This is a genomic window from Bacillus cereus group sp. BfR-BA-01379 (assembly GCF_022663605.1).
GTDB lineage: Bacteria > Bacillota > Bacilli > Bacillales > Bacillaceae_G > Bacillus_A > Bacillus_A mobilis.
This window is the reverse complement of the sequence record NZ_JAKUFT010000034.1, coordinates 1-22,500: the sequence shown is the minus strand read 5'-3', so window position 1 is coordinate 22,500 and position 22,500 is coordinate 1. Positions and strand designations below refer to the sequence as shown.

Here is a 22,500-nt window from a genome sequence, read left to right as displayed (position 1 = left end):
ATCATTGGCGCACTACAACTTCATTTGTTTGCAGTGGACCATGTGATACTCCTTTATATTGGAATGTATATGTAGCCTGAAATAATGCGTTTTTAAGTGCTTTATCTTTATTGGCTTTTATTTTACAAATTAGTTCTACTTTCTCATTCGGTAATAAATTATCAATCCGCCACCTTACAAGCTGAAACAAAAACTCACTCATCCCCTTATCAGCCTTTAATGAGTTTGGAATATAGGCAAAATAATCTCGAATCATATGGCTTACTACAACTCGTGAAATCATTTCCATTCCTTTATTTTCAACTTCCATTCGAATAATAAGTATGTCATTTACATCATAGGTCAGTTCATATGAAAATTTTTCTTTATACATACTACGGATTTGCAATGTAACTGCTACATTAGGACATTCGGTCTCCTTTTTTGAGCCATCAATCCATAACACTGGTTGTAGCGGTATTGAACGCCTTCCTTGATCCGAAATTCGTTTCCATATTTTCATAATAATATTCACCCCATTTCAGATGCATCATATCCATACGACCTTATTCTGCCTCTCTACACCATATTAATAAAGCTTGTTACAAACGATATATAGTTATTACTCTTCCTTTTATCCTATTCGACAATGTAAAGAAAAAACCATTTTTCCTCTGTTCACAGACGGTATTCTTACTGAAATATTTTTTTACAATTTCCTTCATTGACTTTATACCAATATTAAGTATTACTCACTCTTTCACAGTCCATACAACAGAATATTTTGACGGAAGAAAAAGTTTGCCTTTTAGTCAAATTTGACTATAATATTCTTTATGGCTTGTGCACTTGTGTAAGTTGATTTGAAAGAACTATACTTTACATTTTTATGCGCTGCACTCAAAACTTCATATAGTTTACTTATTATTAAAGGAGGGTTATATTTGGAATCTCAATTATCAAAAAAAGACTCCAACAATACAAAATTTGTTGTTGCAGGTTTATTACTTGGTATTTTAATGGCGGCAATGGATAATACAATCGTTGCAACAGCAATGGCAACGATTGTTGGAGACCTAGGAGGATTTGACAAGTTCGTTTGGGTCACGTCTGCATATATGGTAGCAACAATGGCAGGGATGCCTATCTTCGGAAAACTTTCTGATATGTACGGACGGAAACGCTTTTATATTGGTGGTCTCATTCTTTTCTTATTCGGTTCTGCACTTTGCGGAACAGCATCTAGTATTGAGCAACTAAGTATTTATAGAGCAATTCAAGGAATCGGTGGCGGTGCTCTTATGCCTATCGCCTTCACAATTATGTACGATATATTCCCACCAGAAAAGCGCGGAAAAATGACAGGGCTATTCGGTGCGGTTTTCGGAACATCTAGTGTATTTGGTCCTTTATTAGGTGCTTATATTACAGACTATATAAGTTGGCATTGGGTCTTCTATATTAATATTCCATTAGGACTTATCTCCTTCTTCTTCATTACTAAATACTACAGTGAATCTCTAGAATTTAGAAAACAAAAAATCGATTGGGCTGGCGCTATTACACTTGTTATTAGTATCGTGTGCTTAATGTTTGCCTTAGAACTTGGCGGTAAAGAATATGCATGGAATTCCACTGTAATTATCGGTTTATTTACAACAGTTGTTATTATGCTTATTATTTTCTTCTTCGTAGAACGAAAAGCAACTGAACCTATCATTTCTTTCCATCTATTTAAAAAACCTTTATTCGCAGCTAGCCAAGGCGTTGCCTTTTTCTATGGTGCCGCTTTTATTATCTGTACAGTTTATATCCCAATCTTCGTTCAAGGTGTTCTCGGCGGTTCAGCCTCAAATGCTGGATTAATTTTAACACCTATGATGGTTGGATCTGTAATTGGAAGTCAAACAGGTGGACAGTTAGCTTCTCGAACAAGTTATCGTAACATCATGATGGTATCTGGTGTCTTCTTCGTAATTGGTATTTATTTACTAAGCACGTTAACAATGGATACACCTCGTCTACTTGTAACGCTATTTATGGTTCTCACTGGACTTGGAGTTGGTTTCTCGTTCTCAGTTTTAAGTATGTCTTCTATCCACAAGTTAGAAATGCGAGACCGTGGTTCTGCTACATCAACAAACTCATTCTTCCGTTCACTCGGTATGACTCTTGGTGTAACAATTTTTGGTACCATTCAAAATCATACTTTTACGGATAAACTAAACACTGTATTCCCTCCTGAACTAGCAAAATTAGCTCCAAAAGGTGGAGACACAAGTTTCTTATTATCACAAGGTGCTACCGAGAAAATTCCAGCTGAAATATTAACTGGTATTAAAGAGGCTCTAGCAACATCTATTGCCAGCACATTCTTCTGGGCACTTATCCCGGCTGTACTAAGTATTATTTGTATTTTACTTATGGGAAATGAACGCCTCTTTACAGGTCCAAAAACGAAACAAAAACAAAAGCAAGTAAGTTAGTATAGAAAAAAGAAACGGCATAACCTTTATGAAAAAGGGTATGCCGTTTATAATATGTATAAAGTTTTTATTTATAGGAGTTGAGATAGCATGAGCATGAAATTAGTCATTCTCGGCTTGCTACTCGAAGGAGATAAACATCCATATGAAGTGCAACACATCATGAAAGAAAGACAAATGGATTGTTATATTAAATATGCAAAAGGATCACTTTACTACGCCTTCGAGCAATTAGAAAAGCAAGGTGCAATTCGTATTACAACTATTGTTCGAGATACGAATAGACCAGATAAAACAATCTTTCATATAACAGAAGAAGGTAAACAATTATTTCACAAGTTACTATTAAAACAATTCGAAGCAAAAAATCAAATATATAAACCAATTTATTCGGCACTCTCTTTCGCTCATTTTGGTGATGACCAAGAGTTAGTTCCGATTTTAGAAAAAAAGAAAAATGATACCGTTCAATATTTACATAAAATGCAAACTATTTATGATTGTAGCAAAGGACAAATCCCACGTGCACAACTATATATTTTACAAAGTGTTATTGAACATATTACAGTTGAATTGCAATGGTTAAATACCCTCCTTACAGATGCAGTTGCAGGACGCCTTTCAGAAATTGATAAAAATGAAGGTTGAGGTTATAAAGAAGCAACTGTAAAAGATAATAAAGTTATTTCATTTTATAATCTAAAACAAGCATAGCCCCGTTCTAATTTAGGACGGGTTATGCTTGTTTAATTTTGGTTATAAGATACTTCACTGCGCTCAAAAATATAACAAGGATTTCTTCATCACCATAGTCCCATAATGGAAGATTATTTCTTAAAACTCTATATAAAAAGGTTGTCGATTTTCATCCAAGCTATATTCAATTCTTTGTCTGAAATTCATAAAATTCACCATCTCTAACGCCTGCTCAATAGGATAAAACCCTACTTCCAAACTTTCTGGTGTAGTCGTTAATTTACCTCCAACTGGTCTAGCTAAAAACAATGTGTTACATATTGAATGGTTCACATTTTGAAATACTCCACAAAATTTTAAAACCTCAATATCAATACCCGTTTCCTCTTTCGTTTCCCTTATTGCAGCATCTTTCAAAGACTCCCCTTCTTCAACTTGTCCGCCTGGCATTTCCCACCCTCTTCTAGGTCCCTTAATTAATAGGATTTCTTTTTGTTCATTCATTACAATTGTCGCTGCTGAAACTATATGTTTTGGCGGTAAATAAATATTTTGTTTACTTTGTTCCAATTGAAATTCCCCCATTTCTATAAACTTAGTTTATGTATCTTTATACAGGAACCTTGTTCTGTCTTGTGATAAACTTACTATTTCAAAATGAGCCATCCAATTCCCTCCCTCATTCCAAAATATGGACGGATTTTCAAATAACATAACTAGCATCTTATCTCTGTACAAGTACATTTTCTTTGTATGTTTAACCGCGATTCACCCCCTAAAAAAATTAGAATAATCCGAATAATAAAAATAAAAAACTTTAGAATTTTCTTATTTTAAAACAGTAGACAAAATTCCAAAAATTGTGTTAGAATTTGTTTCAATATCATATCGCTTGTTAAATTCCTTTCAAAAGGAAAATAGGTACACGAAAATTTCGTTTCGTGTTTAAAAGGGAAGATTGGTGAAAATCCAACACGGTCCCGCCACTGTAAATGCTGAGATTTCTTTTTAGTGCCACTGTGAAAACGGGAAGGTGAAAGAAATTATATGAAGCATAAGTCAGGAGACCTGCCTGTTTTAACAACACTGATAGATTCACGGATGATGATGAGGTGTTAAAACAAAAAGGAAGGCTTATTTTCTATGCCTTTATACTTTTTGTTATAGGTATTTCCTAGTAAACGGAAATGCTTACTTTCAATTAGGGAGGAATTTGAAATGGCAATTCAAACAAGTAATTTAGGTTATCCACGTATCGGACTACAACGAGAGTGGAAAAAAACATTGGAAGCTTTTTGGTCCACTAAAATCGATGAAGAACAATTTTTAACAACGATGAAAGAAATTCGCCTTCAACACGTTAAAGTACAGCAAGAAAAAGGGATTGAACTCATTCCAGTTGGCGACTTTACATATTATGATCACGTTTTGGATACTGCTTATATGCTAGGATTTATCCCATCACGTTTTTCTGAGTTTACATCTTACCTTGATGTATATTTCGCAATGGCACGTGGCTCTAAAGATCACGTAGCTTCCGAAATGACAAAATGGTTTAACACAAACTATCATTATATCGTTCCTGAATATGAAGAGGGATTACAAATCTCTTTAAAAGATAATCGTCCACTTCGCTTATACGAAGAGGCAAAACAAGAATTAGGAGTAGATGGAAAGCCTGTTATTTTAGGACCATATACTTTCTTGAAGTTAGCTAAAGGTTATACACAAGAACAATTCGCTACTATTTTAAAACAATTAGTTGCACCATACGTACAACTGCTTTCAGAACTACATGCAGCTGGTGCACAAGTCATTCAAATTGATGAACCGATTTTCGCTTCTTTAACGAAAGAAGAAGTGCAACAAGCAAAAGAAATTTATGAAGCTATTCGTAAAGATGTTCCAAATGCGACTCTTCTTTTGCAAACATATTTTGATAGTGTAGAAGAAAACTATGAAGAAATTATTACATTCCCTGTATCCGGTATTGGATTAGATTTCGTTCATGGTAAAGAAGGTAATCTAAATGCTATTTCAAAATACGGATTCCCAGCTGATAAAACTTTAGCTGTCGGTTGTATAGATGGCCGTAACATTTGGAGAGCTGACCTTGATGAAGTTCTTACGTTATTTACAACGTTACAAAAACAAGTCCAAACGAAAGATTTCATCGTTCAGCCTTCTTGTAGCTTATTGCATACACCAATCGATAAAACAGAAGAAACTCACTTATCGACTGAGCTATTTGATGCGTTAGCATTTGCAAATCAAAAATTAGAAGAGTTAGTTCTTATTCATTCCGCTCTGACTCAAGGTACAGAAAGCATTAGTAATGAGCTGGAAACATACCGAAATGTACATCATACAATTCGTTCGTCTGCTGCACGTAACCGAGAAGATGTGAAAGCAGCACGTACAGCACTAAAAGAAGAAGATTTTTCACGTCCTCTTCCATTTGAAAAGCGCTATGAATTACAACAAGTTGCCCTGGAGTTACCATTGTTACCAACAACGACTATCGGTAGCTTCCCGCAAACAACTGAAGTTCGTCAAACGCGAAAAGAATGGCGTAACGGTGTTATTTCAAATGAACAATATGAACAATTTATTGAAAAAGAGACAGAAAAATGGATTCGTTACCAAGAAGAAATTGGTCTTGATGTCCTTGTACATGGTGAATTTGAAAGAACTGACATGGTCGAATATTTCGGTGAGCGTCTTGCTGGTTTCTCATTCACTAAAAACGGTTGGGTACAATCATACGGTTCCCGCTGCGTAAAACCACCTGTTATTTATGGTGATGTAGCCTTTATTAACGGAATGACTATTAAGGAAACTGTTTATGCACAAAGCTTAACAGAGAAAGTTGTAAAAGGAATGTTAACTGGACCTGTTACAATTTTAAATTGGTCCTTCGTTCGAAATGACATTCCAAGAAAAGAAGTTTCGTATCAAATTGCATTAGCTCTTCGTCACGAAATTGAATTACTTGAGTCTTCCGGAATTCGAGTAATCCAAGTCGATGAGCCAGCACTTCGTGAAGGAATGCCACTAAAAGAAAAAGATTGGGACGCTTATATTACATGGGCAGTACAATCCTTCCTTTTAGCAACTTCTTCTGTAGCAAATGAAACACAAATTCATACTCATATGTGTTACAGTAACTTCGAAGATATTGTTGACGCAATTCGTGCATTAGATGCAGATGTGATTTCTATCGAAACTTCAAGAAGTCACGGTGAATTTATTGATACATTAAAACATACAACATATGAAAAAGGCATCGGTCTAGGTGTATATGATATTCATAGCCCACGTGTACCGAGTAAAGATGAAATGTATAAAATCGTAGAACAATCTTTAGAAGTATGCGACCCTAAATATTTCTGGATTAATCCTGATTGTGGTTTAAAAACGAGAAGAACAGAAGAAGTTATTCCAGCTTTAGAGCACATGGTGCAAGCAGCAAAAGATGCTCGCTCCCTACTAAAAACAAACGCATAACAAAAATGGGTTATCCTCAAAAAGGATAACCCATTTTCTATTCTTTACTTTCAAAAAAGAATTCATATTGTATTCTATATAATTCATCATCCGTTGGTTCTTCAAGAGGAGTTGCTTGTAATACAACTGTATACTCACCATTTGGAATAGGGATTTGAAATTTATTTGAAAGAATACTTGTTACAACGATACATTCATTTTCAACTGTGAAAGGAACTGTAACCGTTCTAATCACTTCTTCTTTCTCAATATGTTTCCCTGGGGTCACTTTTACTTCACAAGTATAATCAGAGAGTGCTTCAAAAATAACAGTTCCATCCGCCTTCGCATAACCTCTTTCAAAATCTTCATCTGTCCAGTCAACGTAAGGCTGCTCACCGTCATAGTTCATCAACATTAATTGCGAATACGAAATTGTTAACTCCATCGTTCCCCTTCTCCTTCATTATGAAATATGCAACTACTACTTTACGTCAAATTTCACACGCGTACCATCTGGGTATTTATCTAACTTATTTCCTACCCAAGACCCTGCCCCGCGGTTATCTGCCGGACTTATATATTCAATATGTGCTCCTTTTCCACCTTCTTTACACATCGCCATTGGCCATTCATCACGATCATACCCTTTTTTTGATGGGTATGGAGCTAACGATAATTTTCTTCTATCCGCAGCACCGCCACGGTCGATTGTACAAACTTCTGAATGTCCTTCTTTTATAGCATCCGTAATATGTTTCCCTGTCTCTGGATATCGCTCTTTCGGAAATTCTAGAACTTGATCATACGCATTTGTTTTTTTGATACTTGTTTCCTCTGGAACAAGTACTTCATAAACCGCTACTACAATAGAAAGAATTGCAATAATTGAAATGATAATACCTTTTAATTGCTTCATGTATACCTCCATGATTCTACCAGTTTCTTTTCCTCAGTTATTATAACAAACTTCTCCTGTATATGTTTTCAGACATTATTTTAGCTCTTCTTCGTCATTCCGCCAAAAACTCTCATTTTTTCTTCATCTTTTCACTAATGCTGTAGAAAACTAATAACCTTCCGACATTCTTTTTCAAAGGAAGTCCTCGTAAAAGATTGAAATGATATATACGATACTTTTTGGGGAGGAAATATTATGGAAGCTACCTATAAAACGAAAGATGTCACGAATAAAACAGGCATCCCAAAACATATAGTTCGCAAATATAGTCAACTGTTAGAGGAACATGGTTATATGATTTCCAAAACAGCTGATGCTCGTATTTATAAATTGGATGATTTAAAACTATTGAAATCCATACATGAAAGAGCTGCTACATTGCAAGAAGACATTTCAGAAACGATACCCATTATTTTAAAAGAAAAAGAAGCCCCACCTGTACCAGTTATACAAGAAAAGCAAGAAATACAATCGAAAGAAAAAGAAGATGGGCGTAACTTTGAGGAATTCATGTTAAAGCTTGAAATGCTCGCTCAATTAAATGAAGCAATTATTCATCAAAATTCTACTCTTATTACCCAAAATCGTTTAAAAGATGAAAAGCTAGATGAATTGATGCAACAAGTCTATGTAAAAGAAGGCTCTCAAGAAAAAATGCTACAAGAGTTAGTAGATCATGCCGCTCAAACAGATGCCCTGCAAAAAGAAAAGATGGACTTATTAATGAATCATATGTATAAACGAGAATCTAAGCAAGAAGAAAAAATGAACAAACTCGTAAATCAAATTTATAATAAAGACAGCAACCGCGATGCACAGCTTATGCAAGTGATTCGTGAAATTCAAGAAACAAAAAGAATGGTTGCTGCTTCAAAAGAGCAAGGATTCTTGCAATCATTTAAAAGTTTATTTAGCCGAGCAAAACAAGAAAAAACAAATGAATAAACAATATAAAATAAAAAGTTACCTTCCATCGGTAACTTTTATTCCTTATTTCGTACAGCTGGCAATATAATAATCGCTTCAGTCCCTTTCCCACTTTCGCTTTTATATTCCAGCGTACCATTATGCGCTTGTAAAATACTAAATGTTACCATAAGCCCTAATCCTGTCCCTTTTTCTTTTAAAGAATAATATGGTTGTCCTAGCCTTGCTAACTGTTCTTTCGTCATTCCAACACCACTATCTTTAACCCTTATTACAATCGTTTCATCTTTTTGCATAGCCGTTACTTTTAAATACCCTTTATTTCCTTGAATTGCTTCAATACCATTTTTAACAACATTCATAATAGCTTGTTTCAATTTCGTCTTATCGCCAATCGTATAAAGACTTTCAGAAATCTCAACTTGCAAATATACACCTTGCATCGCTGCAAATGATGACATAAGAGTTGTCATTTCTATTAATTGAGCGGATAAGCAAATGTGTTCTTTTTTCTCAATTTGTGGCCTTGCTAAATTTAAATAATCTGAAATAATTTGTTCTGCCCGGTCCAATTCGGCTAATACGAGACGCATATAATCCTTATTCTTCACATCTTCCGTACTTTCTAGCAATTGAATAAAGCCACGAACAACAGTGAGCGGATTTCGAACCTCATGTGCAACACTTGCTGCCAACTCACTTACAATATTAAGCTTTTCTGACTTTTGCATCTCTGTACGTAGTATTGCATTTTCATTTAAATATTCTGTTAAGTACACCTGAAATACCATTGTCATAACCATAATAAGCGAAGCAAATATATATCCGCTATATATGTGCGAAATATACGGTGTAAACCCCGTTTCTAACAGAACAGTAATCATGCCAATCACTAAAGAAACAAGTACGTACAATGATGAAATCATAAATGCTAAGATTAGCTTCTTATCCCTTGAAAATAGAGACCATTTCTTTGATAAAAATAATGGAACGATTAATAGAAATATTACTTCTATCACTGGAAGAAGGCTCATTCCCTTTAGCGTCCATTCATATGCAACAAAAATAATGGCCGGGATTAAACCAACAATCCCACCATATAAAAAACCACTAACAATTGGGATTGGGTGAAAGTTATACCCACAAATGTCACCAAAACAAATAGAGTATGTCATGGAGAGAACGAGTGTAATGCTAGATAAAAACATAATAAAGTAGCGGTTCGGCTTCGGAGGCATTTCTTGATAACGATTTAAACGAATCGCTTCATATAAAAATAATGGCAAAATAATGATGGCAATTTGGATCATTAAATCACGGATAAGCTCCATAGCCTCTCATCCCCTATATGTATTTTGATATGATTATATCATTTTACGGGTTTATTTGTTTTAAAATTTTGATTTTTCTTAACATATTTGTTAATTCTTTGTTAACACCACATAATAATTGTTACAGATTTTCGAAATGAATGTAAACCCTGTACCAAATTTCTGCCTGACAGTATACAATGAATACGGATTACAAAGAAAATAAAAAATACTTCATGAGACGGACAACTATAGCAAAATACAGCATATAATCCATACTATCTATGTTTACAAATAAGTGATCATTATTTTAGTAGGAGGAAGATAAATATGGCGGGTACTACGCTTGTTTTAAAAGAAGAAAATTTGGTCGTTCTAGAAAATGTTGAAAAATCAGTATATGAAGAGTTACAACATAAAACAGGAGATGAAGATTGCACATGTGCTGTGAATGAATCAATTGTTCACCTAGGAAAAGTATCCTCTGTACTATGGAATGAAGATGAAATAGATTGGGAGTACGGATATTAAAAAGTCGCTTACAGCGGCTTTTTTTCTATTCCCTCTCTCTTTCTACATAACATATACGCAAGCGAAATCATAGAAAATATGTTAAAATGAACTTAATTTTCAAACGGAAGAAAGGGAGATACAATGGAACAATTCATTAACCCTAGAGTGAAGGACATCCAAATTTCTGGAATCCGTCAATTCTCTAACATGATTCAAAACTATAATAATCTTATCTCTTTAACAATTGGACAACCCGATTTCCCTACACCTTCTCTCGTAAAAGAAGCGGCAAAACGGGCTATTACAGAAAATTACACGAGCTATACACATAACGCCGGTTTATTAGAATTACGCAAGGCAGCTTGTAACTTTGTAAAAGATAACTACGATTTACAGTATTCACCTGAAAACGAAACCATCGTTACAATCGGTGCTAGTGAAGCAATTGATGTTGCATTCCGAACGATTTTAGAGCCAGGAACAGAAGTCATTTTACCTGCCCCTATTTATCCAGGATACGAACCAATTATTCGATTATGCGGCGCAACACCTATTTTTATCGACGTTCGTGAAACTGGCTTCCGTTTAACAGCCGAAGCACTAAAAAATGCCATTACAGAAAACACAAGATGCGTCGTTTTGCCTTATCCTTCTAATCCAACTGGTGTAACTTTATCAAAAGAAGAACTACAAGATATTGTAGATGTTTTAAAAGATAAAAATATTTTCGTCCTTTCTGATGAAATTTATAGCGAACTTGTATATGAACAAAAACATACGTCTATCGCTCATTTCCCAGAAATGCGTGAAAAAACTATCGTCATTAACGGTTTATCAAAATCTCATTCTATGACTGGCTGGCGTATCGGTCTATTATTCGCACCAAGCTATTTAGCAGGACATATACTAAAAGTTCATCAGTACAACGTAACGTGCGCTACTTCAATCGCTCAGTACGCTGCAATTGAAGCATTAACAGCTGCTAAAGATGCACCAAAAATGATGCGTCATCAATACAAAAAGCGCCGTGATTACGTATATAATAGACTGATTCAAATGGGCTTAACAGTTGAACAGCCAACAGGTGCATTTTACTTATTCCCATATGTGGGTCATTTAACATCTTCATCATTTGATTTTGCACTTGACCTTGTAAAAGAAGCTGGATTAGCTGTCGTTCCTGGAACAGCATTTTCTGAATATGGTGAAGGCTATCTTCGCTTATCCTATGCGTATAGTATTGAAACTTTAAAAGAAGGCTGTGATCGATTAGAGGCCTTTCTACAACAAAAAGCTAAGAGTTAAACTCTTAGCTTTTTTTATGCATAATGATCGCAAGTTTGGCGCTTCAGTAATTTATGAGGAATAATAATACACTTTGCAGTAGACTCCGCATTCTCTACTTTATCCACTAAAGCTTTTGCTGCCTCATACCCTAGTTGATATATATTTACATCAACTGTCGAAAGTGGCGGACTCGCAATTTCTGATAATAAAGCATTATTAAAGCTTACAATAGAAACATCCTTCGGTACAACGAATCCTTTTTTAGAAAGCGCACTTAACACACCCAGTCCAATTAAATCATCCGTTGCCACAATTGCTGTCGGTGGTCGCTTCAGCCCCATTAACTCCTCAACGGCTTGTTGACCACTTTCCCTTGAAAAATCAAAATGTAAAATATACTCTTTTGGTAATACAATGTCTGCTAATTTTAAAGCATCACTCATACCAGCCAAACGATCTCTCGTTACAAGTAAATCTGATCCACCGCCGATGAACGCGATTTGTTTATGACCTAATGAAATCAAATATTCTGCTACTTCTCTTGCAGCTGTATAATTGTCATTATCTACATATGTAATTTCATCTTTTCGATCATACGGTTTCCCAATTAAAACAAACGGGAAATTTTGTTCATGCAAATATTGAATAATCCGATCATTCTCTCTTGAATATAAAAGAATAATGCCACCAATTTGGCGTCCCTGTACCATCTTTACAACACCATTAAAAATTTCATCTTCCGTTTCACCTGTCGACATATAAAGCGCATACCCTTCCACATGTGCAAATGAACTAATCCCCCTTATAACTTCTGGGAAAAACGGATTTTGAAAAGCTTTACTTGCAGAACTTGGCATAACAAGTCCAAGTGTTTTCGTTGTTTGGTTAGCTAGATTTCTTGCGTTTAAATTGGGATGATACCCTAGTTCACTCATTACTTTCCGAACACGACGCTTTGTTTTTTCACTTATACTTGGATTATCAGCAATTACACGAGAAACGGTAGATGGTGCTACATTCGCCTTCTTCGCCACATCTTTAATTGTAACTGTCATAAAAATCCCCCTCCTCTCACTTCTCTGTCATTTTTTATATTTTAATCTTGCACCCGTTGCAAGTAATAGGAGAAGTCATTAACTTTCATTGATTCTATCTTGTAAAACCTATCATATTCTCCCTCTCCATGTATTGTAAGGGATATAGCTCTTTTTTCCTATACTATAATATACTATTTATTTCACTTCTTTTCATATGTGATGTCAAATCTCTTTTCATCGCCCTATAAAATTTTTTATAGGGCGATGAAAAGAAAAATGGGACGTAACGTCCCATTTTTCATCCTTTCGTACCTCCAGCAGTTAAACCAGAGATAAAGTATTTTTGTAGTGATAGGAATAAAATTGAAATTGGGATTGCAATCAATACTGAACCCGCTGCGAACGTTGTAAATTCATTACCAAATTTCTTCGCTACCATTTCATATAAGCCAACTGCTAACGTATAATTTTCTGGTGTGCGCAAAATAACACTCGCTAAAATGAAATCTGTAAATGGACCGATGAAAGTAAATAACGCCACAACCGCTACGATTGGCTTTGCAAGTGGCATAATGATTTGCCAAAAAATACGGAAATGTCCTGCCCCATCCATACGAGCTGACTCATCCAATTCTTTCGGAATCGTATCAAAATATCCTTTCATAAGCCATGTATTCATTGGAATTGCCCCACCTACATAAATTAAAATTAATGCAAGGTGCGTATCGATTAATCCTGTTAACTGTGCTAATACGTATAGAGCGATTAGCGCCGCAAAGTTCGGAATCATTTGTAGAATTAAAAATGTTAATAAACCATTTTTTCTTCCAACAAAACGGTATCTTGAAAATGCATAAGCAGTAAAACTAATTGCTAACACTGAGAAGATCATCGTTATAACACTTACTTTTAATGTGTTTTTATACCATAGTAAATAATTACTATTCTCTAAATCTAATAACTTACGATAATGATCTAACGTTGCATTTTGTGGAATAATACTTGATCCAGATAAACTATCACCTGGATTAAACGATGAGCCAATAATCCATAATAACGGATAGAAAATGATGGCACACATTACGAAAATAACAAAATAACTTAATGAGAGACGTAACATCTTTTGTCTTTTAATATTCATTTACATCATATCCTCTTCTTGGAATGATTTTGTTCTCTTAAATTGCCATAACGCAACTGTAATAACGATTAACGATAATATCATTGTAAGAGCTGCTGCTTTCCCGTACTGCGCTGAAGTCATCGTTAACTTATAAATCCATGAAATTAAAATATCCGTTCCACCTGCGTCTTGTCCAGCTACAGCAGGACCTCCGCCGTTAAATAGATAGATGATACTAAAGTTATTAAAGTTAAACGTATATTGCGTAATTAATATTGGTGCTGTTGCATATAGAACAAGTGGCAATGTAATTTTACGAAACTGTTGCCAAGCTGTAGCTCCATCTACTGTAGCAGCTTCATATAACTCCCCTGGAATCGATTGCAGTATACCTGTTGTCATTGCAAAGACGAACGGGAATCCAAGCCACGTTTGAATCATAATTAAAGCAATCTTCGCCCAAAACGGATCTGTCATCCAAGCAATCTTTTCGATTCCGAATAACGCCAATACTTGATTGTTAATCGCTCCAAATGTTTCATTAAACATACCAGAGAAAACAAGAATAGATACGAATGCTGGGACCGCCCACGGTAAAATGAAGATTGTTCGAATAATTGCCTTCCCTTTAATACCAGGCTGATTTACGATAATCGCTAAGAAAATACCAAGCGCAACTTGTAATGTCGTTGCAACGAATGTCCAAATGACAGTCCAAGAAAATACGCTTAAAAATGTCTCTCTCCACATAGGTAATGTAAAGATATCAATAAAGTTTTTGAAGCCCACCCAATCTACTAATTTAGCTGGAGGAGAGTGGTATAAATCATAATTCGTAAATCCAATTAAAATTACGAAGATGATTGGAAATACAACTACAAAGATAAGTAATAGAAAACCTGGTGAAACCATTAAATACGGAAAACCTTGATCTAGTAAATTACGGTATTGCTCTTTTACAGAGTTTAATGGGGTTCCTATATCACGTTTCTTCCCGTTTTGGTATGCATCATATAAATTAAATGCATATATTCCGAGTCCAAACACGATGACAATGAGTGCCAAGATTCCTTCTACTAATAGAAAGACAGAATGGTCACGTGGAACTTCTGTACCAAGCGTTACAATTCCCCATAATCCCATATTTAATAAATCAGCAAATGCTACAATAAATGAACCTGTTAATACTAGAAAAATAAGACCTTTTACAAATTGTTTATTATACATTTGGCCCATGCCTGGAATGATTGATAACATGGTTGCCATTTTCCTATGTTTTGAACCGTTTAAGCCGTTTGCTGGTTCCAATGTTTGCATGTTCCTTCCCCCTTTTTTCTGGGAGAGAATTCGTGCCTCTCATATTAGAGGCACGAATTTCACCTTATTTTTGCTTACTATGATTTGCCTCAATATTACCTTTAATTTGCTTCACTGCATTATCAAGTGCTGCTTTTGGTGCCTCTTTCTCCGTAACAACTAATTGAAGCGCATCTCCAGCTGGTTTCCATACTTCTTGCATTTCTGGAATGTTTGGCATTGGAATTCCATTTTCAGATTGCGTTGCAACTGCTTTTGCAGCTTCATTATCTTTAATAATTGGATCTTCCATTACTGATTTTACTGGAGGAATTTCTTTTGTTTTCTCAAATCGAATTTTTGCGTTTTCTTCATTCGTTACCCATTCAGTGAACTTTGTAGCTAAATCATTTTGTTTAGAGAAACTTGTTACATGCCATCCTTTAACCCCAACAAACGTTTTCATTGGTTGACCATTTGGTAATTTAGGCATTGGAGCAACACCATAATCAATTCCGTTCTTTTCCATTGCTTGGAACGCCCAAGGTCCGTTCATGATAGATGCTGCTTTTCCTTCGTTAAATAGTCCATCAGCAGCAGGTCCACCAGATTCACCGATAATACCTTTCGGGAATAACTTTTCTTTGTACCATTTTTGAAGGTATTCCGCACCTTGTACTGCTCCGCTATTATTTAATCCAACATCACTTGCATTTGGCTTTCCATCTTTTTCACCAAACACATAGCCACCCATACCTGCCATGAATGCATTAGCAAAGTAGAAGTTATCTCCTAGTGTTAAAAATCCGTACTTGCCATCCTTCGTAAATTCTTTCGAGAAGTTAAACAGCTCGTCCATCGTTTCTGGTGCTTTTGGCATTAATTTTTTATTGTAAATAAAGATTGGTGTCTCAATTGCTTTTGGTAAACCATATAATTTCCCGTTATATGTCTGTGCTGCTATTGATGAATCAGTAAATTTACTCTTTACAGCATCATCAGCTTTCACTTCCGAAAGTAAACCTTCTGTTACTGCGTTTCCAATTTGATCATGTGGCAATGTTACAACATCTGGTCCAGTCCCCGCTGGTCCATCAAGGCGTAACTTCTTCACTTGATCTGTCATTTGCATTTCAACAACTTTTACTTTTACTTTATATTTTTCCTCAAAGCTTTTCACGGCCGGTTCTAAAGCAACACCTTTTTTATCATCTTCCCAAACGAGAAGATCGTAATCTTTCTTTGCTTTACTTTCTTCTTTCTTCCCTGAATCTTTCGGTCCACATGCAGATAACATACCAATTGATAATGCTGAAATCGTTAATAATGATAATGCTTTCTTCATCCCAAAAACCTCCCTAAGTTGTATATGTACCCTACTAATTGAAAACGTTTGCATTGAATAGTTTAATAGAAGCGCAAACAATATCTCAATCTATGAAAACGTTTGCGCTATTTGTCTATCATTATACATTCTTTTATTCATTTTGCAAATATTAATTTTTAAAATATTATTACTATACTCCTTATACATTGACTTTATATGAAATGAATACTACTCTTATAAGCAATATTAAAGCTATGTAAAAGGCAATCGTTTGCAACATATACTTTATTATTATACTTAAGGGAACAATATGTATGGAGATATTAAAGGGGGATTTTCTATATGCTTAAAGAAGCCATTTATCATAGGCCAAAAGATAATTTCGCATACGCTTACGATGAAAAAACGATTCACATCCGAATACGTACTCAAAGAGACGATGTTCAAAGCGCCACTCTTATTTACGGTGATCCTTATGACTGGAAAGACGGGAAATGGATTACATCAAATACACCGATGAAAAAAACTGGTTCTACCGCATTGTTTGATTATTGGTCCATTTCTATCGAACCGAAATTTAAGCGCTTACGTTATGGATTCGAATTAAAAAATGATACAGAAACGCTTATTTATGCAGAACGCGGATTTTTCTCTACCATTCCAAATGATGACGTTGGTAACTTTTTCTGTTTTCCATTTATTCATGCAAATGATGTATTCAAAGCACCTTCTTGGATTAAAGACACCGTTTGGTATCAAATTTTCCCAGAACGGTTCGCGAATGGTGATCGTGCACTAAATCCAGAAAACACTCTTCCTTGGGGCAGCGCTGAGCCAACTCCAACTAATTTTTTCGGTGGAGATTTTGCTGGTATTATTCAAAACCTTGATTACCTTGTGAAGCTTGGAATTTCAGGGATATACTTCACACCTATTTTCAAAGCACATTCAAACCATAAATATGACACAATTGACTACATGGAAATCGATCCGCAATTTGGGACGAAAGAAACGTTCAAAGAACTCGTTCAGGCATGTCATACACACGGTATAAAAGTAATGCTCGATGCCGTGTTTAATCATAGTGGATACTTTTTCGATAAATTCCAAGACGTGCTAGAAAACGGCGAGAAGTCTACTTATAAAGAGTGGTTCCATATTCATGAATTTCCAATTAGAACTGAGCCACTTCCGAATTATGATACTTTCGCGTTTACACCGTATATGCCTAAATTAAATACAGCACACCCGGATGTAAAAGAATACTTACTTGAAGTTGGGCGTTACTGGGTAAGAGAATTCAATATAGACGGTTGGCGCCTTGATGTAGCAAATGAAGTCGATCACAGCTTTTGGAGAGAATTCCGAAGTGAGATAAAGACATTAAATCCTGAAGTATATATTTTAGGAGAAATTTGGCACGATGCACTTCCATGGCTACAAGGAGATCAATTTGATGCTGTAATGAGCTATCCTGTTACAAACGCTCTACTGTCTTACTTTGCTAACGATTCCATTAAAGCAAATGAATTTATGAAACAAATTACGGAATCTCTCCATTCCTACTCTATGAACGTAAATGAAGCAGCCTTTCATTTATTAGACAGCCATGATACACCAAGAATATTGACAACATGTAACGGAGATAAAAATAAGTTAAAGTTACTTTATGTATTCCACCTTTCTTTCATCGGCTCTCCTTGTATTTATTATGGAGACGAAATTGGTATGGACGGCGGTGTGGATCCAGCTTGCCGCAAATGTATGATTTGGGATACGAAAGAACAAGATCATCTATTATTTACACATGTACAAACATTAATTTCATTACGAAAGCAATATAAAGCATTTGGAGGACATGGTACTTTCCAATTTATCGAAGCAAATGATGAACATAATTATATTTCTTATACGAAAACATATGATGATGAAACTATCTTTTTCGTTTTAAATCCGACTGATAGTGAAATTACCGCTTCCCTCCCTCTCCATGTTACTGGAAAGAAAATCATTAACATTTATACAAACGAAGAATTTTCAGCGGAAGCAAGTGTATTACAAGTTACACTTCCTCCATATGGATTCTCAATCTTAAAATGGTAATCAAAAAAGCCTTATACCAAGTGGTATAAGGCTTTTTCCTATTTCAATTTAAATACCATCGCTTCATACGGACGTAATGTCATATTATCTATCGATCCATTCTCTACGTCGTAATTGTGTATGAATAACTCTGCTTCACTATAATTAATGTCCTCAGGCAATTCAAATAAACATTCTTCCGCCGTAAAGTTTGCAATGACAAGAAGTTTTTCTTCTCCATATGTTCTTACATATGCAAAAATAGAAGGGTTATTCTCTAATATTAAATCATATGATCCATACACAATAATCTCATTATTTTTACGTAACTCAATTAATTTTTTATAGTAATAAAAAATTGAATCTTTATTTTGGATCGCTTGTTTCACATTGATTTCTTTATAGTTAGGGTTTACCGTAATCCAAGGCTCACCTGTTGTGAATCCAGCATGATTCTGATCGTCCCATTGCATCGGTGTTCTAGCATTATCTCGGCCTTTTATATAAATAGACTGCATCACTTTATCTATATCTTCACCGCGCTCTATCACTTTTTCCTTATACATATTTAATGTTTCAATATCTCGATATTCATCAATCGATTCAAATCGAACGTTTGTCATTCCGATTTCTTCTCCTTGATAAATATACGGTGTTCCTTTCATCATATGAAGTACCGTCGCTAACATTTTCGCAGATTCAATGCGATACATTTCATCATTACCAAAACGAGATACAACGCGAGGCTGATCATGGTTATTCCAATATAGGCTATTCCATCCAGTATGCTCTAACGCTTTTTGCCATTTCGTTAAATTCTCTTTTAAAGTAAGGAGTGAACATGGTTTTACATCCCATTTCCCGCCTTCTCCTGAATCTAAATCCATATGTTCAAATTGGAATACCATCTGCAGTTCTTTTCGTTCTTCCCCAGTATACATTTTCGCCTCTTCTGTCGTTACACCAGGCATTTCACCAACCGTCATAATATCATAATGAGACAATACTTCTTCATTCATTTCATGTAAATATTTATGAATGTTTGGACCGTTCATAAAATGCTTATGACCTGAAACATATCCCTCTTCTTCTGTTTCAACAGCTGGTAAGCCCTCTTCTTTAGAAATAAAATTAATAACATCCATACGGAAGCCATCAATTCCTTTTTCTAACCAAAACTTCATCATTTCATAAACATCTTGTCTTACCTTTTCATTATCCCAATTTAAATCTGGCTGTTTTTTAGAAAACAGGTGTAAATAATATTCATCTGTCATTTCATCATACTTCCATGCTGATCCACTAAAAGCTGCTCCCCAGTTGTTCGGCTCTTTTCCTTCTTTTCCAGGACGCCATATATAGTAATCTCTATATTTATTATCTTTTGATTTACGTGATTCAATAAACCAATTATGTTCATCAGAAGTATGGTTAACAACTAAGTCCATCATAAGTTTCATATTACGTTCATGCATTTCATGTAGTAGCTCATCCCAATCTTCCATCGTTCCGAACTCATTCATAATTTTACAATAATCACTTATATCATAACCATTATCATCATTTGGAGATTCATAGACTGGCGATAACCAAATGACATCAATCCCTAATTCTTTTAAGTAATCTAGCTTTGAAATAATACCACGAAGATCCCCAATACCATCACCGTTACTATCCATAAAGCTACGAGGGTAAATTTGATATACCACACTTTCTTTCCACCATTGTTTTTCCATTATGCTACCCCATTTCATTAATAATTCGATTTTCTCTTTTTTAAGGCGCAAACGTTTTCATTAATGAATGATAACAGATTCTATCTTAATTTAAAATAGCGCTTACAACTTTTGTTCTTATTTTTCTAAGAAAATATATGAAAATTACTAATATCCCTCTAATAAATGAAAACGTTTTATTTTTTTGTTTATTTTTTAAATCTATTAGTTTATAATGAACTCAAAGAAAACGTTTGCATAATTATTTCTAGGGGGAAATACCATGGCAGAACTGAAATTAGAAAACATTTATAAAATATATGATAATAACGTAACAGCTGTAACAGACTTCAATTTACACATTCAAGATAAAGAGTTTATCGTATTTGTCGGTCCTTCTGGATGTGGAAAATCTACAACATTACGAATGGTGGCTGGGCTTGAAGATATTTCAAAAGGAGAGTTTTCAATTGATGGTAAGCTAATGAATGATGTCCCTCCAAAAGATCGCGATATCGCAATGGTCTTCCAAAACTATGCCCTATATCCACATATGAGTGTGTATGATAATATGGCATTTGGATTAAAACTTAGAAAAATACCAAAAGATGAAATCGATCGTCGTGTGAAAGATGCAGCAAAAATTTTAGGACTGGAACAATATTTAGATAGAAAACCGAAAGCGTTATCTGGTGGACAACGTCAACGTGTTGCGTTAGGTAGAGCAATTGTTCGAGACGCGAAAGTTTTCTTAATGGATGAGCCTTTATCTAACTTAGACGCGAAATTACGTGTTGCAATGCGCTCAGAAATTTCTAAATTACACCACCGTCTTGGAACGACAACAATTTACGTAACACATGATCAAACAGAAGCAATGACAATGGCTTCACGTCTTGTTGTTATGAAAGATGGAAAGATTCAACAAATCGGAACGCCAAAAGAAGTATATGAAACACCTGAAAATATTTTCGTTGGTGGATTTATCGGCTCTCCAGCGATGAATTTCTTCCGTGGTAAATTAACTGAAAACGATTTCGTTATAGACAACACAATAAAGGTCAAAGTATCTGAAGGAAAAATGAAGATGTTACGTGAACAAGGCTATGTAAATAAGGAAATTGTTTTAGGCATTCGTCCTGAAGACATTCATGATGAACTTTTATTTTTAGAAGCTTCACAATCTACTGCTTTCAAAATAAAAATCGAAGTTGCTGAGTTACTAGGTGCTGAGTCTATTTTATATATGAAACTTGGAGATCAAGATTTTGCAGCACGTGTTGATGCAAGACATACATTTTCACCTGGTGACGAAATTAAACTAGCATTGGATATGAATAAAGCGCATTTCTTTGATAGCCAAACTGAACAACGTATTCGTTAAAAAGTAATTTTCTGCTATATAACATACAAAAAAACCGTCCACATATTTTGAGGGCGGTTTTCATTATTATACGAGGGCTTCTACTGTATGAAATGATTGTCCTTTCGTGCCAATAATACCGAAAATCGGTAAGTCACTCAGCACCACTTCTTCTTGCTGTTTCATAAAAGATGACGTTAATTGTTTTATCTCTATCCAAACGTCATTAATACAAAGTACATTGGAATCGTTCTCTTGTTGGCGAGAAAAAATAGAATCTATTTTATATAAACCAGCATTTTGAAAAAGCATATCAATGCGACTGAATGCATTCAAAGTAACACTGATAACGCGTTGCCAATCTCCTTGCTTTTCCATATCATAGGATACAAAAAGTGCTTCTCCGCCTAGATTCGTAATTTCTTCCACTGTTGCTTGTCCACTTTCTTGATCAATGTCCGTCACAATTACTTTTGCGCCTTGTTTAGCCAACAAAAGAGCTGTATTACGTCCAATACCGATGCCACCGCCAGTTACGATAGCAACTTTTCCTGCAAGCTTCATTTTCATTACCCCTTCTATAAGTCTTACCGTTATTCAGTATACTGCTTTATGAGATTAGTCTGCAAGCAAGAAAAGTTGCTTATTTAATTGTAAGCGATTACTTTTTTGTTCCTTCTTTTTTCTTACTATTACGCTGATCGAAAACTAAACCGATGAAAATTAAAATCCCCCAAAAGATTACACTACCTCCAGTCATTTCAATTTCCCCCTTATTATATAAAGTGAAACTTTAATCAGTGGGGGTTTTGTTCATCCTCCACTGATTATTAGCCCCCACCAATCGGACGTTTACGGACAGTTGATCTCCCACCTAACTTCTTTGCTTCAACTGAATTTTGAGGTGGGAGT

General features: G+C 35.1%; 20 protein-coding genes and 1 riboswitch. Of the genes, 8 read left to right on the top strand and 12 right to left on the bottom strand.

The genetic code is table 11. The features are described from left to right. Position 1: 1 nt before the first annotated feature. Complete coding sequence (locus MR113_RS14680; RefSeq protein WP_242255128.1) at positions 2-502, bottom strand: hypothetical protein; 501 nt, start codon at positions 500-502, stop codon at positions 2-4. 421 nt (positions 503-923) lie between these two features. On the opposite strand from MR113_RS14680, the gene MR113_RS14675 reads away from it, so the two are divergent. Together MR113_RS14675 and MR113_RS14670 are read left to right on the top strand one after the other, a co-directional pair. After that, positions 924-2,465: an MDR family MFS transporter gene (locus MR113_RS14675; protein ID WP_242255126.1), complete on the top strand. Its 1,542-nt coding sequence runs from the start codon at positions 924-926 to the stop codon at positions 2,463-2,465. A 90-nt stretch (positions 2,466-2,555) separates the two neighbouring features. After that, the gene (locus MR113_RS14670; RefSeq protein ID WP_097816919.1) at positions 2,556-3,113 is read left to right on the top strand and encodes a PadR family transcriptional regulator; all 558 of its coding nucleotides are present in this window, start codon (positions 2,556-2,558) and stop codon (positions 3,111-3,113) included. A 186-nt stretch (positions 3,114-3,299) separates the two neighbouring features. Here the strand turns inward: MR113_RS14670 and MR113_RS14665 are convergent, their stop codons facing one another. Next, a complete protein-coding gene (locus tag MR113_RS14665; protein ID WP_242255123.1) occupies positions 3,300-3,731 on the bottom strand; it encodes an NUDIX hydrolase in 432 nt (143 codons plus the stop codon). Positions 3,732-4,063: 332 nt separating this feature from the next. Continuing rightward, positions 4,064-4,251: riboswitch (cobalamin riboswitch) on the top strand. Between the two features lie 128 nt (positions 4,252-4,379). On the opposite strand from MR113_RS14665, the gene metE reads away from it, so the two are divergent. After that, positions 4,380-6,668 carry a 5-methyltetrahydropteroyltriglutamate--homocysteine S-methyltransferase gene (metE, locus tag MR113_RS14660; protein WP_242255121.1) on the top strand — a complete coding sequence of 763 codons (2,289 nt, stop codon included), beginning with the start codon at positions 4,380-4,382 and terminating at the stop codon, positions 6,666-6,668. A 37-nt stretch (positions 6,669-6,705) separates the two neighbouring features. Here metE and comJ read toward each other — a convergent pair whose 3' ends face one another. Then, the gene (gene comJ, locus MR113_RS14655) at positions 6,706-7,095 is read right to left on the bottom strand and encodes a competence protein ComJ (protein ID WP_242255119.1); all 390 of its coding nucleotides are present in this window, start codon (positions 7,093-7,095) and stop codon (positions 6,706-6,708) included. Between the two features lie 36 nt (positions 7,096-7,131). Next, positions 7,132-7,566, bottom strand: coding sequence for a DNA-entry nuclease (gene nucA, locus MR113_RS14650; RefSeq protein ID WP_000811502.1), 435 nt, complete (start codon positions 7,564-7,566; stop codon positions 7,132-7,134). A gap of 237 nt (positions 7,567-7,803) precedes the next feature. Here nucA and MR113_RS14645 point away from each other — a divergent pair, with 237 nt between their 5' ends. Then, positions 7,804-8,553: a DUF3967 domain-containing protein gene (locus tag MR113_RS14645; RefSeq protein WP_242255117.1), complete on the top strand. Its 750-nt coding sequence runs from the start codon at positions 7,804-7,806 to the stop codon at positions 8,551-8,553. Positions 8,554-8,591: 38 nt separating this feature from the next. Here MR113_RS14645 and kinB read toward each other — a convergent pair whose 3' ends face one another. Next, positions 8,592-9,866: a sporulation sensor histidine kinase KinB gene (gene kinB / locus MR113_RS14640; RefSeq protein ID WP_242255114.1), complete on the bottom strand. Its 1,275-nt coding sequence runs from the start codon at positions 9,864-9,866 to the stop codon at positions 8,592-8,594. Between the two features lie 309 nt (positions 9,867-10,175). On the opposite strand from kinB, the gene MR113_RS14635 reads away from it, so the two are divergent. Together MR113_RS14635 and MR113_RS14630 are read left to right on the top strand one after the other, a co-directional pair. Beyond that, positions 10,176-10,376, top strand: coding sequence for a hypothetical protein (locus tag MR113_RS14635; RefSeq protein ID WP_242255112.1), 201 nt, complete (start codon positions 10,176-10,178; stop codon positions 10,374-10,376). Positions 10,377-10,499: 123 nt separating this feature from the next. Next, a complete protein-coding gene (locus tag MR113_RS14630) occupies positions 10,500-11,663 on the top strand; it encodes an aminotransferase A (protein ID WP_242255110.1) in 1,164 nt (387 codons plus the stop codon). Between the two features lie 14 nt (positions 11,664-11,677). Here the strand turns inward: MR113_RS14630 and malR are convergent, their stop codons facing one another. From malR to MR113_RS14610, 4 genes are all read right to left on the bottom strand, one after another. Beyond that, on the bottom strand, positions 11,678-12,700 hold the full coding sequence (gene malR / locus MR113_RS14625) for a maltose operon transcriptional repressor MalR (RefSeq protein ID WP_242255108.1): 1,023 nt from the start codon (positions 12,698-12,700) through the stop codon (positions 11,678-11,680). Between the two features lie 280 nt (positions 12,701-12,980). Then, entirely contained in the window at positions 12,981-13,823 is an 843-nt protein-coding gene (gene malD / locus MR113_RS14620) for a maltosaccharide ABC transporter permease MalD (protein WP_001022594.1), read from the bottom strand. Next, positions 13,824-15,122 carry a maltosaccharide ABC transporter permease MalC gene (gene malC / locus MR113_RS14615; protein ID WP_071721312.1) on the bottom strand — a complete coding sequence of 433 codons (1,299 nt, stop codon included), beginning with the start codon at positions 15,120-15,122 and terminating at the stop codon, positions 13,824-13,826. A 64-nt stretch (positions 15,123-15,186) separates the two neighbouring features. Next, positions 15,187-16,446: an extracellular solute-binding protein gene (locus MR113_RS14610; RefSeq protein ID WP_063260482.1), complete on the bottom strand. Its 1,260-nt coding sequence runs from the start codon at positions 16,444-16,446 to the stop codon at positions 15,187-15,189. 324 nt (positions 16,447-16,770) lie between these two features. Here MR113_RS14610 and MR113_RS14605 point away from each other — a divergent pair, with 324 nt between their 5' ends. Then, a complete protein-coding gene (locus MR113_RS14605) occupies positions 16,771-18,531 on the top strand; it encodes an alpha-glycosidase (protein WP_242255106.1) in 1,761 nt (586 codons plus the stop codon). A gap of 38 nt (positions 18,532-18,569) precedes the next feature. Here the strand turns inward: MR113_RS14605 and malL are convergent, their stop codons facing one another. Beyond that, positions 18,570-20,246, bottom strand: coding sequence for an oligo-1,6-glucosidase (gene malL / locus MR113_RS14600; RefSeq protein ID WP_242255104.1), 1,677 nt, complete (start codon positions 20,244-20,246; stop codon positions 18,570-18,572). A gap of 262 nt (positions 20,247-20,508) precedes the next feature. Here malL and MR113_RS14595 point away from each other — a divergent pair, with 262 nt between their 5' ends. Beyond that, positions 20,509-21,609, top strand: a complete 1,101-nt coding sequence (locus MR113_RS14595; RefSeq protein WP_242255103.1) for an ABC transporter ATP-binding protein — start codon at positions 20,509-20,511, stop codon at positions 21,607-21,609. 66 nt (positions 21,610-21,675) lie between these two features. Here MR113_RS14595 and MR113_RS14590 read toward each other — a convergent pair whose 3' ends face one another. Further along, positions 21,676-22,185, bottom strand: coding sequence for an SDR family NAD(P)-dependent oxidoreductase (locus tag MR113_RS14590; RefSeq protein ID WP_000218421.1), 510 nt, complete (start codon positions 22,183-22,185; stop codon positions 21,676-21,678). A 64-nt stretch (positions 22,186-22,249) separates the two neighbouring features. Continuing rightward, on the bottom strand, positions 22,250-22,348 hold the full coding sequence (locus tag MR113_RS14585; RefSeq protein WP_063263319.1) for a hypothetical protein: 99 nt from the start codon (positions 22,346-22,348) through the stop codon (positions 22,250-22,252). Positions 22,349-22,500 lie beyond the last annotated feature (152 nt).

What these genes read in the sequence shown, in the direction of transcription:
- MR113_RS14635 (WP_242255112.1), top strand. Translation starts at nt 10,176, where the DNA reads ATGGCGGGTACTACGCTTGTTTTAAAAGAAGAAAATTTGGTCGTTCTA.
- MR113_RS14605 (WP_242255106.1), top strand. Translation starts at nt 16,771, where the DNA reads ATGCTTAAAGAAGCCATTTATCATAGGCCAAAAGATAATTTCGCATAC.
- MR113_RS14630 (WP_242255110.1), top strand. Translation starts at nt 10,500, where the DNA reads ATGGAACAATTCATTAACCCTAGAGTGAAGGACATCCAAATTTCTGGA.
- malC (WP_071721312.1), bottom strand. Translation starts at nt 15,122, where the DNA reads ATGCAAACATTGGAACCAGCAAACGGCTTAAACGGTTCAAAACATAGG.
- MR113_RS14645 (WP_242255117.1), top strand. Translation starts at nt 7,804, where the DNA reads ATGGAAGCTACCTATAAAACGAAAGATGTCACGAATAAAACAGGCATC.
- metE (WP_242255121.1), top strand. Translation starts at nt 4,380, where the DNA reads ATGGCAATTCAAACAAGTAATTTAGGTTATCCACGTATCGGACTACAA.
- malR (WP_242255108.1), bottom strand. Translation starts at nt 12,700, where the DNA reads ATGACAGTTACAATTAAAGATGTGGCGAAGAAGGCGAATGTAGCACCA.
- nucA (WP_000811502.1), bottom strand. Translation starts at nt 7,566, where the DNA reads ATGAAGCAATTAAAAGGTATTATCATTTCAATTATTGCAATTCTTTCT.
- malL (WP_242255104.1), bottom strand. Translation starts at nt 20,246, where the DNA reads ATGGAAAAACAATGGTGGAAAGAAAGTGTGGTATATCAAATTTACCCT.
- MR113_RS14680 (WP_242255128.1), bottom strand. Translation starts at nt 502, where the DNA reads ATGAAAATATGGAAACGAATTTCGGATCAAGGAAGGCGTTCAATACCG.
- MR113_RS14670 (WP_097816919.1), top strand. Translation starts at nt 2,556, where the DNA reads ATGAGCATGAAATTAGTCATTCTCGGCTTGCTACTCGAAGGAGATAAA.
- malD (WP_001022594.1), bottom strand. Translation starts at nt 13,823, where the DNA reads ATGAATATTAAAAGACAAAAGATGTTACGTCTCTCATTAAGTTATTTT.
- MR113_RS14610 (WP_063260482.1), bottom strand. Translation starts at nt 16,446, where the DNA reads ATGAAGAAAGCATTATCATTATTAACGATTTCAGCATTATCAATTGGT.
- kinB (WP_242255114.1), bottom strand. Translation starts at nt 9,866, where the DNA reads ATGGAGCTTATCCGTGATTTAATGATCCAAATTGCCATCATTATTTTG.
- MR113_RS14595 (WP_242255103.1), top strand. Translation starts at nt 20,509, where the DNA reads ATGGCAGAACTGAAATTAGAAAACATTTATAAAATATATGATAATAAC.
- MR113_RS14585 (WP_063263319.1), bottom strand. Translation starts at nt 22,348, where the DNA reads ATGACTGGAGGTAGTGTAATCTTTTGGGGGATTTTAATTTTCATCGGT.
- comJ (WP_242255119.1), bottom strand. Translation starts at nt 7,095, where the DNA reads ATGGAGTTAACAATTTCGTATTCGCAATTAATGTTGATGAACTATGAC.